We start from the raw sequence: 11,342 nt of genomic DNA on the forward strand, positions 1-11,342 counted from the left end.
CCTGCAAAACCCTGCGACAAAGTGTAAAAAACCGCTATAATTGCCGACAATTTTCCCTTTCAGACGACCTTCTTAAACCGAGGTCGTCTGAAAAAACAGACAAGGAAGAAATCCGATGAAAAACTACCAAGCGCCCGACGAGAAGGGCTTTTTCGGCGAACACGGCGGACTTTATGTCTCCGAAACCCTAATTCCCGCCTTACAAGAGCTGGCGGATGCCTATAAAGCAGCGAAAAACGACCCGTCGTTTTGGGAAGAGTTCCACCGCGATTTGAAACACTACGTCGGCCGCCCCAGCCCCGTTTACCATGCCGCGCGATTGTCCGAGCATTTGGACGGTGCGCAAATCTGGTTGAAACGCGAAGACTTGAACCACACAGGCGCGCACAAGGTAAACAATACCATCGGTCAGGCATTGCTCGCCCGCCGCATGGGCAAAAAACGCGTCATCGCCGAAACCGGCGCGGGTCAGCACGGCGTAGCTTCCGCCACTGTCGCCGCCCGCTTCGGCATGACTTGCGACGTGTACATGGGCGCGGACGACATCCAGCGCCAAATGCCCAACGTGTTCCGCATGAAATTGTTGGGCGCAAACGTGGTCAGCGTCGACAGCGGCAGCCGCACGCTGAAAGACGCAATGAACGAAGCCATGCGCGAATGGGTCGCCCGCGTGGACGACACGTTCTACATCATCGGCACCGCCGCCGGCCCCGCGCCGTATCCCGAAATGGTGCGCGATTTCCAATGCGTCATCGGCAACGAAGCCAAAGCGCAGATGCAGGAAGCCATCGGCAGACAGCCCGACGTCGCCGTTGCCTGCGTCGGCGGCGGCTCGAACGCCATCGGCCTGTTCCACCCGTATATCGGCGAAGAAAACGTGCGCCTCATCGGCGTGGAAGCCGGCGGTTTGGGCGTGGATACTCCCGACCACGCCGCGCCGATTACCAGCAAAGCCCCCATCGGCGTATTGCACGGCTTCCGCAGCTACCTGATGCAGGACGAAAACGGTCAAGTCTTGGGGACGCACTCCGTTTCCGCAGGCCTCGACTACCCCGGCATCGGCCCGGAACACAGCCACCTGAACGACATCAAACGCGTCGAATACACCGTCGCCAAAGACGACGAAGCACTCGAAGCCTTCGATTTGTTGTGCCGCTTTGAAGGCATCATCCCCGCGCTCGAATCCAGCCACGCCCTCGCATGGGCAGTCGCCAACGCGCCGAAAATGGGCAAAGACCAAGTGATTCTGGTCAACCTGTCCGGCCGCGGCGATAAAGACATCAACACCGTGGCGAAGCTGAAAGGGATTGAGTTGTAAGCATCGCCGTTGAGCGGATAAAGACAGGAGGTCGTCTGAAAACTGAGTAAATAGGTTTTCAGACGACCTTTTCGTTTGTAAGGAAAATTCATTTGTAAGGAAAACAGGCTTACGTCTTTTTGGAACTTTTTACTTTAATGTAAATCGTAGTAGTTCTTATTAACTGATTTAAGAAATGGAAAGAAGCATATGACTAAGTGGGGTCTGTATGATTGCGAAGACGAATGTAAAGAAGATGAGGAAGAAAAACAGGATTTGGTTCCCTTAATTCCTAATGGTATCCATTGGTATGAGGGAGATACATTAGTCCAAGATCATTATCCGATTGTTGTTACCGGGTCAAGAGTTTATGTCGATATTGGTAAAATGGAAAGTTATTACATAGGAGCTGAATCTGTTCCCGATGGGGATATAGATAGTACCAACGATACGGCAATTCCAATTTTAGCTGAATCCACTTCTCCAAAACCTTCGGTAGGAAATGAACTTCAAACGGTGGCAAAAACTTCTCAAGCCGGTGAGCAAAAGTCGGAAAATATTCCTACATCTCAAAATGCAGCAGCAAAATCTCCTATTGAAGCCAAATCAGAGAACCCATCCGAGCAAGCAGTCAAACCTAAAGATGCTGAAGCCGCTGCCCAAAGTGCGGTAGGCGATACCGCTGCACAAGTCAAATCCGCAGCTGAGATTGCAGACAGGGAAATGACCAAGCAGGCATTTCGTACAGAGAAGCTTTATCAAGGTAAATATGAGCTTGCCAAAACTCTGTCAAATGGCATGATTATGTTTGAGGACAATACCGTCCCCGAACGCTTCAGCGACGCCAAAATCGACTACCTGAAAAGTACCGATGACGTAAACAGGGAAATTCAGGAAATCCGCAAACAGGGTGATGTACTGAAACAGCAATACGGCGACTTCCACGGTAAAGCTTATATGGCAGGTATGCTGAGTAAAGTCGCAGGCGGGGTCGGCACTGTGGTTGACGGCTACGAACTCGGTCGCCGCGCTAATGTTGCCTACGAAAGCGGTAAAGATTCCGATTGGGATGCGGTAACAGGGCAGATTGCTAAGATGGCGACTAATATGATCGGCGGAACTTTAGCCGTTGGCGGAGGAGTCCGATTGGTAGGCGCATTGGCAGCAGGTTTCTTGCCAACAACAGGAGTCGTAATATTATCAGTAGTAGCGGGAGGAGTTATTACATATCTTATCGGCAAAGCTGCTGATTATATTGAATCGGAAATTTCTAAAGGACAAAATCCGTTCAGCTTTTATAACGGTCCATCCAAAGGAGAAACAGAAGTTGCTTTTGTCGGCGACATCGATTTTTCTAAATATGGTGATGATACCTCAATGACTAGCGAGGATATTACTCTGATAGGCAACCAAAAATTCGGCAATCTGGAAATCAAGAGCAAATCCTTGAACATCATCGGTGAAGTCCATACCGAAGGCAAGCTGATTGTAGATAGCGAAAAAGTCGAAATGACCGACCTTAAAGCACTGACGCAGCCTGTCCAAACGCAAAGGGAACATACTCCGGAAGAGAACTTGGAAGCACAAAATGATGTTGAAGTCCAACAGAGGGAAGGTGCGGACGATGATGCTCAAACCTCCGATAATGTTCTACCGTCAGTGAATGAAATCATGGTGCAACAGTCGGAATTGAATGTTCCAATTCAACAGGAAGGAGATAATACAGATAAATCTGGGGAGATAGAGGATCTTCAATCAGACTATTCCGTAATGATGGAAAAACAAGAGTTGCTGTCTGATATTCCGTCTGTTTCATTAATTTAAAACCTGATACGTCTTACACAATCTATATGAATGAAAGCCTAATCTAAATATGATTTCCAATGAAATGAAATTCAGACAAGTATTTGAATCATATGTAATGGTTGGAGTGTCTCTGCTAAGCGTCCTGATATTTATCCTTACCCCTTCCCATGCAGACGATGAAATCCTGATTCGTCTAAATGAGTTTTTGGACGAATATTTATTCGGAAACGGTTATTATAAACCGTCGGCTTATCCGTTGGCTGCAAAGGTAACAAACAGTTTTTCGGTAATCCTCTCTATATGTTCGGGAATTTGGATGGGGATTTATCGAAGAAAAGATGTTTCTACGCCTATCCAACATCCTTTTGCAGGAATGTTTGTGTTGATTGTTTTAACATTGCTTTGTATTTGGAGTAGTATGTATCCGCAACAATTTTCCATCAATCCTCCAAGAAGGAGTTTTGGATTGACAGAATCCTTTCATAATAATTCCTGGCTTTTCATGATGTTGATGATTATGAAAAATATGATGATTTATTTCGGATTCCGTATAGCTTGTTCTTTTACACTATTTTTTCTGATAAGAAAGCAGGAATATAGGTAGGATGATCAAGCTATAAATGACAAAGGTCGTCTGAAATCCTTTTCAGACGACCTTTTTCTGTCTTTCCAAGGCGTAAAACAGGGCAGGGCGGTTTGGTCTGCCGCAGCATGCCGTTATAATGCGGGTTGCAGCATTTTGTAAAGGGCAGGGCGATGGAAGAATGGTTTGAACGGACTATTATCGGCAGCTATACGGCGGAGCGGGAAAGGCAGTTTTTTACGCATTACTTGGAGCGGTTTGCGCCTTGCCATGTTCAGACCGTTGTCCAACAAGGCGGTCAATGGTTAAGGTCGTCTGAAAACGTGGTTGCCGTACCCCGTGATGTATTGATGACGGCGGACGCTATGGCTTGGGAGAGTCATTCTATTGATGTGCTGCTGATGCCGCACAGTCATGAGACTGCCGCGCTGACGCAAGTGCTGCATGAGGCGTCCAGGGTGTTGAAACCTGAAGGGCGGTTGGTTTTGACGGGGTTTAATCCGAAATCTTTGTGGTTTTTCAGCAGGTGGTTTGATGGAACGCGCTTGCCTAAAAAGGAGCATTGCCTGACTTTGCCGGCTTTGAAGCAGCAGTTGGCGGATTTAGATTTTGAGGTGGAATTCGGAAAGTTTATGGTGTACCTGCCTGCTGTGAATTCGCAAAAGGGGCTGCGGTTTTGGCGTTTTATGGAGAAAGCGGGGGACAGGTGGTGGCCGCAGTGCGCGGCGGTGTACGGCTTGGTTTTGATCAAGCGTATGGCGGGGGTTACGCCGTTGCCGGAGTTTGAAAAAATATTGGGAACGCAGACGGTGGCTTTGGGGGCGGCGCGGATTTCGGATTGAGAAATGTAGCGTTGGTAAAACCCGCATGACTGGTTTTCAGACGACCTTTTGAGGCCGAACATTTGAAAACGGCAGGTTTGACTCCATAAAAATAGCCTCTTCTATATTTGTCATTTTGCCTTGGATTTGCTGCTTGCTTCCTGCAAAGCCGATTGGTTGCAAATTGTCAGGCTGCGTTGGCATCGGTAGAATCGCAGGTCGTCTGAAAAAGGCGATGTTGATTGTATTAGCTTGAGGATAAAGAAAAATGCCGGAATTGCCTGAGGTAGAAACGACGTTGCGCGGTATCAGCCCGCATATTCAAGGTAAAAAGGTGGCGGATGTCGTGTTGCGCCAAACCAAGCTGCGCTGGCAGGTCAATCCGCAGTTGGCGGAGCTTTTGGCGGGGCAGGAGGTGTTGAGCTGTCGTCGGCGGGCGAAATATTTGGTTATCGGTTTTGCAACGGGTATTTTGTTGATTCATTTGGGCATGTCGGGCAGCTTGCGGATTTTTACGGACGGCGATGCGCGGATTGACCATCCCGACAAACACGACCATGCGGACATTGTGTTTGCGGACGGAACGGTATTGCGCTATCACGACCCGCGCAAGTTCGGCGCGATTTTGTGGTATGAAGGCATTGCGGAACATCATCCGCTTCTTGAAAAACTGGGTCCCGAGCCGCTTTCAGACGACTTCTCCGCCGATTATCTGTACCAAAAATTTAAAACGCAAAAACGCGCGGTCAAGCTGGCTCTGATGGACAATACCGTCGTGGTCGGCGTGGGTAATATTTATGCGAACGAAAGCCTGTTTAAATCGGGCATCTCGCCACACCGCCCTGCGGACAAGGTTAAGAAAAAAGAATGCGCCGTCTTGGTGGAAACGATTAAATCGGTATTGCAGCGCGCGATTGAAACCGGCGGCAGCACGTTGCGCGACTTCGTCAACAGTGACGGCAAAAGCGGCTATTTCCAGCAGGAATATACGGTGTACGGCAGGCACAACGAACCCTGCGTCCGTTGTGGCGGTTTGGTGCAGAAGGAAGTTTTGGGGCAGCGCGGGACGTTTTATTGTCCGAACTGCCAGAAATAATGTTTGAACCTGTTTTCAGACGACCTCTTTGTCATCTGGGTCGTCTGAAAATTTTATTGATATGATTTGATACACATAAGACGAAAAGAAAAACAGTTATGCACTCACGAAAAGCACCGTTTTTTACCCGTTTAGGCAGGTTGTTCCGCCTGACGGGATGGCTGTTCCGAACCGGAAGGCATTTGCGCCGTATCGATACCGGCAACCCTGCCGAACGCGATCATGCGGTCATCACTCTGGGCAAAGGCGCGCTGGAAGCCTTGGATATCGAATTGGAAATCGGCACGCCGCCCGCAGATAATGTGAAGGGTGTTTTGGTAGCGGCAAACCATGTGTCTTGGCTGGATATTTTCGCCATGAGTGCGGTGTATCCGAGCAGCTTTATCGCCAAGCAGGAAATCAAAGACTGGCCGGTCTTGGGCAAAATGGGGCAAAACGCAGGCACGGTGTTTATCAACCGAAATTCCCGACGCGATGTCGAGCCGATTAACCAAGCCATTTGCGCCGCGTTGAAAGCCGGGCAGAATGTCAGCTTTTTCCCCGAAGCGCGGACTTCTTTGGGCTTGGATATTTTGCCGTTCAAAGCCGCACTCTTCCAATCCGCCATTGATGCCGACGCGCCTGTTCAGGCGGTTACGCTGCGCTATTATGATGATGCCGGTAAAAGGACGACTGTGCCGTCTTATGCACAAGTCGATTTGGTGCGCTCACTTTGGCGCATCGTTTCCATGAAAAAACTGCGCATCCGTATCGATTTTGCCGCCCCGATTCGCCCCGGCAAAGACGAAGACCGCTTTATGTTGAAAGACAAAGTAGAAAGCAGTATCCGCGGAGTCGTATTGTCCGATGCACACGATTCCGAAAAATAATTTTAAGCTAGGGGCTTGTTTTCTTTCAGACGACCTCTATTTAAATGAAACATTCGCAGGTTGGGTTTCATAGCTTCAGGTAATTAATATTATTTGAACTATAAATTATACAAATCAAACTCCCTGCGCTAGAATGCACACATTCACTCGTATCATTCCCTAAACCTAAAATTTCAAGGAGATCCAAAATGGCTTTGCAAGATCGTACCGGTCAAAAAGTACCTTCCGTCGTATTCCGTACCCGCGTGGGCGACACTTGGAAAGATGTTTCCACCGATGATTTGTTCAAAGGCAAAAAAGTAGTCGTATTCTCTCTGCCCGGCGCATTTACTCCGACTTGTTCTTCTTCCCACCTGCCGCGTTACAACGAATTGTTCGGCGCGTTCAAAGAAAACGGCGTTGACGCAATCTACTGCGTATCTGTAAACGATACTTTCGTGATGAACGCTTGGGCTGCCGAAGAAGAAGCTGACAACATCTACATGATTCCTGATGGCAACGGCGAATTTACCGAAGGCATGGGCATGCTGGTCGGCAAAGAAGACTTGGGCTTCGGCAAACGCTCTTGGCGTTACTCCATGCTGGTTAACGACGGCGTGGTTGAAAAAATGTTCATCGAGCCTGAAGAGCCGGGTGATCCTTTCAAAGTGTCTGACGCTGACACTATGTTGAAATTCATCGCTCCTGACTGGAAAGCTCAAGAGTCTGTTGCCATCTTCACCAAACCCGGCTGCCAATTCTGCGCTAAAGCTAAAAAAGCTTTGCAAGACAAAGGTCTGTCTTACGAAGAAATCGTATTGGGCAAAGATGCGACTGTTACTTCCGTTCGCGCCATCACCGGCAAGATGACTGCTCCTCAAGTCTTCATCGGCGGCAAATACATCGGTGGTAGCGAAGATTTGGAAGCTTACTTGGCTAAAAACTAATTGCTTGATGCTTGAGACGGTTTGAAAAAGCCGTCTGAACAGAAAAATAGAGTTATTCAGACGATACGCTACACGGTCGTTCTGAATAGCTCTATATTTACAAGTAGAATTTGAGATTATTGTTTTAAATCGAGATTTTAGAAATAGTTATCGATTTTTTATTTTTGATAGTTTATTAAATAGATCGTCTGAAAACCTGATACGCTTCACGCTGATACCGCTTCGGACGCTCAACAAAAAAGGACAAAGATTATGAAAAAAATTCAAGCAGATGTCGTCGTAATCGGCGGCGGTACTGCCGGCATGGGCGCGTTTCGCAATGCCCGTTTACATACGGATAATGTTTACCTGATTGAAAACAACGTGTTCGGTACGACCTGCGCGCGCGTGGGCTGTATGCCTTCCAAACTCTTGATTGCTGCTGCAGAGGTGCGACATCACGCATTGCATACCGATCCGTTCGGCGTGCATTTGGACAAAGACAGCATCGTCGTCAACGGCGAAGAAGTGATGCAGCGCGTCAAATCCGAGCGCGACCGTTTTGTCGGCTTTGTCGTTGCCGATGTGGAAGAATGGCCTTCCGACAAACGCATTATGGGTTCGGCTAAATTTATCGACGAACATACCGTCCAAATCGACGACCATACCCAAATCACTGCAAAAAGTTTCGTGATTGCTACCGGTTCGCGTCCCGTTATCCTGCCGCAGTGGCAGCCTTTGGGCGACCGTTTGATTATCAACGACGACGTTTTCTCATGGGATACGCTGCCTAAGAGCGTTGCCGTGTTCGGGCCGGGCGTTATCGGTTTGGAACTGGGTCAGGCATTGCACCGTTTGGGGGTGAAAGTCGAAATTTTCGGCTTGGGCGGCGTCATCGGCGGCATTTCCGACCCCGTCGTTTCAGACGAGGCAAAAGCTGTGTTCGGCGAAGAATTGAAATTGCATTTGGATGCTAAAACCGAGGTCAAACTCGATGAGAACGGTAATGTAGAAGTCCATTGGGAACAGGACGGCGAAAAAGGCGTATTTGTTGCCGAATATATGCTGGCAGCCGTAGGCCGCCGTCCGAACGTTGACAATATCGGTTTGGAAAACATCAATATCGAAAAAGACGCGCGCGGCGTACCCGTTGCCGATCCGCTGACCATGCAGACCAGCATTCCTCATATCTTCATCGCAGGCGACGCGTCCAACCAACTGCCTCTGCTGCACGAAGCTGCCGACCAAGGCAAGATTGCCGGCGATAATGCGGGCCGCTACCCGAATATCGTCGGCGGTTTGCGCCGTAGCACCATCGGCGTAGTGTTCACCAATCCGCAAATCGGCTTTGTCGGTTTGAAATACGCGCAGGTTGCCGCGCAATACCAGCCCGACGAATTTGTCATTGGCGAAGTATCGTTTAAAAACCAAGGCCGCAGCCGCGTGATGCTGGTAAACAAAGGCCATATGCGCCTGTATGCCGAAAAAGCCACCGGCCGCTTCATCGGCGCGGAAATCTTAGGGCCGGCCGCCGAACATTTGGCGCACCTGTTGGCATGGGCGCATCAAATGAAGATGACCGTTCCGCAAATGCTGGACATGCCGTTCTACCATCCCGTTATCGAGGAAGGTCTGCGCACCGCGTTGCGGGATGCCGATGCGAAGTTGAAACAGGCTTGATGGGTTGACCTAATCGGTCTGCCGGAATGAAAGGTCGTCTGAGAACTTGATTTAAGGTTTTCAGATGACCTTTTTTGTCTTTACGTTGCGGAATAAAATCAGTTGCGGAGACATTGCTGTGTAATGTGTAGTTCGGATATTTATATCCGATGAATATTTGATGTTTCTGTTTTCTTTACGCGTTGTTGCAGATGGAGATGTCGGATTCAAGAATTTGACCTACGGATTTTTCGCAGTATCACAATGGCTGAACGATAAATCAAAGGGTTATGACGCTTTTGACTTAGCCGTTTTCAGACGACCTTTCGGGTTCAAATGCCTTCAAGCGGCTGGCTGGTATCTTCATCTGCCGTTTCGTTTTCGTTTTTCCGATACTGCCCCGGCGAAATCCCGTATTGTTTTTTAAACGCTTTGCCAAAGTGTGTTTCGGATTGGAAGCCGACGTTCAGCGCGACAGACAAGACGGAATCAGCGGTTTGCCGCAGCAATACGGCGGCTTGGCGCAGGCGGATGAGGTTGACGAAGGCGTGGGGGCTGATGCCGGTTTGTTGTTTGAACAGGCGCATGAGTTGTGCGCGGGAGAGGTTGGCAAGCTCGGTCATTTTTTCGATGTTCCATTCGTCTTCGGGGCGGCTGACGACGGTTTGGATGAGTTGGCGCAGGCGTTTGTCGCGCAGGCCGTTGAGTATGCCGCCCAAAGGTGCTTCTCCGCCTTGTTCGAGATGGGCGCGGACGATGAGGACGAGGAGGACGGAGGAGAGGGCATTGACGATGGCGCGCGAGCCGGAAAGCGTGTGTGTGCTTTCGTATTGCAACATGGAGATCAGGCATTGCAGCGAGGGATGGTCCATCTTGATGAGGACGGTTTCGGGCAGGTCGTGCATGATGTCGGCGTGTTCGTCGTATTCGAAGCGGGCACAGAACAAATCGAGGCTTTTTTCGCCGCCGCTGCCTGAAGATTCGATGGTAAACGCGCCGTCGTTGCCGATATGAATGGTATCGCCGCAGTTGTTGCAGTCTGCTTCGCTGCTGATGATGTGTTCCGCGCTGCGCGGGAAAAAGATAAGGTCGCCGGTTTGTAAGAGACGTGCTTCGGGTTCGCCTTCGATTTTGATGTAGCTTTCCCCGGCGACGACAAGGTGCGCGATACCGTGCGCGCGCCTGCGTTCGTGCGGGGCGTACCATTTGTCGCGGAACAGGCATTGTATGTCCACGCTGCCGGTAATTTGCGCCAGTTCGATGAGTTTGTCCAAAGTGTCCATAAGTGTTTTTTGCAAGTGAATGAGATGATTTGACGATTATAATAGTCAAATTATTGCAATAATGCCATTCATCGGATGTAAAGATGGCGGATTAAATTGAAATCTGCCATGAAAGAGCAACATCCTTCATTTCAAACACATTGGAAAGGAAATCAAAATGTTTCAAAATTGGCCCGAACACACCGCACACGTTAAAAAATCATTCGGCGAGCTGGGTAAAAACCACCCGAAAATGCTGCAAGCCTACGGCGCGCTGGAACAAGCCGCCGCAGCCGAAGCATTGGATGCGAAAACCCGCGAGCTGATTGCCCTCGCCGTCGCCATCACTACCCGTTGCGAAAGCTGCATCAGCGTACACGCCGCCGCAGCCGCCAAAGCGGGCGCGACTGAAAGCGAAATCGCCGGCGCGCTGGCGACCGCCATTTCCTTGAACGCAGGTGCAGCCTACACTTATGCCCTGCGCGCTTTGGAAGCGGTTGACGCACAACGTTGATTTTGTCTCAAAGGGTCGTCTGAAAACAACTCCCGTTTCAGACGACCCTTCTGTTGACGGAACATTGCTTTTTGCCGCCGAACCGTTTAGATTGATATTTTTGTTCAACCGTTTGGAGAAACGACCATGAAAAAATTGCTGACTGCCGCGCTGACTGCCGCCGCACTCGTCCTGCCTGCCGCCGTATCCTATGCCGCGCCCGCCTCCAAAGCCGCCGGCGTGCAACCTGCCAAAGCAAAAGGCGTATGGATTGACGTACGTTCCGAAGAAGAATTCAAATCCGGCCACCTGCAAGGCGCGGTCAACATCCCGCACGACCAAATCGTCGAACGCATCAAAAGCGTCAGCCCCGACAAAAACGCGCCCGTCAACCTCTACTGCCGCAGCGGCCGCCGTGCCGAAGCCGCGCTTACCGAGTTGAAAAAAGCAGGCTATACCAACGTAACCAACCACGGCGGTTACGAAGACTTGGTGAAAAAAGGTTTGAAATAACCAGCAACAAGGTCGTCTGAAACGTTTCAGACGACCTT

The 11,342-nt window shown here is 49.8% G+C and carries 11 protein-coding genes; 10 read left to right on the forward strand and 1 reads right to left on the reverse strand.

Annotated features, from left to right (window positions below):
- Positions 1–115: 115 nt before the first annotated feature.
- From trpB to HMPREF2907_RS09005, 8 genes are all read left to right on the forward strand, one after another.
- On the forward strand, positions 116–1,318 hold the full coding sequence (gene trpB, locus HMPREF2907_RS08970) for a tryptophan synthase subunit beta (protein WP_070682305.1): 1,203 nt from the start codon (positions 116–118) through the stop codon (positions 1,316–1,318).
- 189 nt (positions 1,319–1,507) lie between these two features.
- Positions 1,508–3,121 (forward strand): hypothetical protein, encoded by a 1,614-nt coding sequence (locus HMPREF2907_RS08975; protein ID WP_070682309.1) that lies wholly within the window; start codon positions 1,508–1,510, stop codon positions 3,119–3,121.
- Positions 3,122–3,170: 49 nt separating this feature from the next.
- Entirely contained in the window at positions 3,171–3,707 is a 537-nt protein-coding gene (locus tag HMPREF2907_RS08980; protein ID WP_070682312.1) for a hypothetical protein, read from the forward strand.
- A gap of 152 nt (positions 3,708–3,859) precedes the next feature.
- On the forward strand, positions 3,860–4,528 hold the full coding sequence (locus tag HMPREF2907_RS08985; RefSeq protein WP_070682315.1) for a class I SAM-dependent methyltransferase: 669 nt from the start codon (positions 3,860–3,862) through the stop codon (positions 4,526–4,528).
- 247 nt (positions 4,529–4,775) lie between these two features.
- On the forward strand, positions 4,776–5,603 hold the full coding sequence (gene mutM / locus HMPREF2907_RS08990) for a bifunctional DNA-formamidopyrimidine glycosylase/DNA-(apurinic or apyrimidinic site) lyase (protein WP_070682318.1): 828 nt from the start codon (positions 4,776–4,778) through the stop codon (positions 5,601–5,603).
- Between the two features lie 98 nt (positions 5,604–5,701).
- Positions 5,702–6,472: a 1-acylglycerol-3-phosphate O-acyltransferase gene (locus HMPREF2907_RS08995; RefSeq protein WP_070682321.1), complete on the forward strand. Its 771-nt coding sequence runs from the start codon at positions 5,702–5,704 to the stop codon at positions 6,470–6,472.
- 188 nt (positions 6,473–6,660) lie between these two features.
- Positions 6,661–7,398 (forward strand): redoxin family protein, encoded by a 738-nt coding sequence (locus tag HMPREF2907_RS09000; protein ID WP_003740760.1) that lies wholly within the window; start codon positions 6,661–6,663, stop codon positions 7,396–7,398.
- A gap of 252 nt (positions 7,399–7,650) precedes the next feature.
- On the forward strand, positions 7,651–9,057 hold the full coding sequence (locus HMPREF2907_RS09005) for a dihydrolipoyl dehydrogenase (protein WP_070682323.1): 1,407 nt from the start codon (positions 7,651–7,653) through the stop codon (positions 9,055–9,057).
- A 311-nt stretch (positions 9,058–9,368) separates the two neighbouring features.
- On the opposite strand, the gene HMPREF2907_RS09010 is transcribed toward HMPREF2907_RS09005, so the two are convergent.
- Positions 9,369–10,319 carry a helix-turn-helix transcriptional regulator gene (locus tag HMPREF2907_RS09010; RefSeq protein ID WP_070682326.1) on the reverse strand — a complete coding sequence of 317 codons (951 nt, stop codon included), beginning with the start codon at positions 10,317–10,319 and terminating at the stop codon, positions 9,369–9,371.
- A gap of 157 nt (positions 10,320–10,476) precedes the next feature.
- Between HMPREF2907_RS09010 and HMPREF2907_RS09015 the strand changes: the two genes are divergently transcribed.
- Positions 10,477–10,812, forward strand: a complete 336-nt coding sequence (locus tag HMPREF2907_RS09015) for a carboxymuconolactone decarboxylase family protein (protein ID WP_003756322.1) — start codon at positions 10,477–10,479, stop codon at positions 10,810–10,812.
- Between the two features lie 126 nt (positions 10,813–10,938).
- On the forward strand, positions 10,939–11,304 hold the full coding sequence (locus HMPREF2907_RS09020) for a rhodanese-like domain-containing protein (RefSeq protein ID WP_070682329.1): 366 nt from the start codon (positions 10,939–10,941) through the stop codon (positions 11,302–11,304).
- Positions 11,305–11,342 lie beyond the last annotated feature (38 nt).

The sequence above is a fragment of the Neisseria sp. HMSC055H02 genome (assembly GCF_001813335.1).
GTDB classification, from domain to species: domain Bacteria; phylum Pseudomonadota; class Gammaproteobacteria; order Burkholderiales; family Neisseriaceae; genus Neisseria; species Neisseria sicca_C.

Bases quoted from the DNA above. Each gene is read 5' to 3' on its own strand.
- trpB (WP_070682305.1), top strand. From the start codon at position 116: ATGAAAAACTACCAAGCGCCCGACGAGAAGGGCTTTTTCGGCGAACAC.
- HMPREF2907_RS08975 (WP_070682309.1), top strand. From the start codon at position 1,508: ATGACTAAGTGGGGTCTGTATGATTGCGAAGACGAATGTAAAGAAGAT.
- HMPREF2907_RS08980 (WP_070682312.1), top strand. From the start codon at position 3,171: ATGATTTCCAATGAAATGAAATTCAGACAAGTATTTGAATCATATGTA.
- HMPREF2907_RS08985 (WP_070682315.1), top strand. From the start codon at position 3,860: ATGGAAGAATGGTTTGAACGGACTATTATCGGCAGCTATACGGCGGAG.
- mutM (WP_070682318.1), top strand. From the start codon at position 4,776: ATGCCGGAATTGCCTGAGGTAGAAACGACGTTGCGCGGTATCAGCCCG.
- HMPREF2907_RS08995 (WP_070682321.1), top strand. From the start codon at position 5,702: ATGCACTCACGAAAAGCACCGTTTTTTACCCGTTTAGGCAGGTTGTTC.
- HMPREF2907_RS09000 (WP_003740760.1), top strand. From the start codon at position 6,661: ATGGCTTTGCAAGATCGTACCGGTCAAAAAGTACCTTCCGTCGTATTC.
- HMPREF2907_RS09005 (WP_070682323.1), top strand. From the start codon at position 7,651: ATGAAAAAAATTCAAGCAGATGTCGTCGTAATCGGCGGCGGTACTGCC.
- HMPREF2907_RS09010 (WP_070682326.1), bottom strand. From the start codon at position 10,319: ATGGACACTTTGGACAAACTCATCGAACTGGCGCAAATTACCGGCAGC.
- HMPREF2907_RS09015 (WP_003756322.1), top strand. From the start codon at position 10,477: ATGTTTCAAAATTGGCCCGAACACACCGCACACGTTAAAAAATCATTC.
- HMPREF2907_RS09020 (WP_070682329.1), top strand. From the start codon at position 10,939: ATGAAAAAATTGCTGACTGCCGCGCTGACTGCCGCCGCACTCGTCCTG.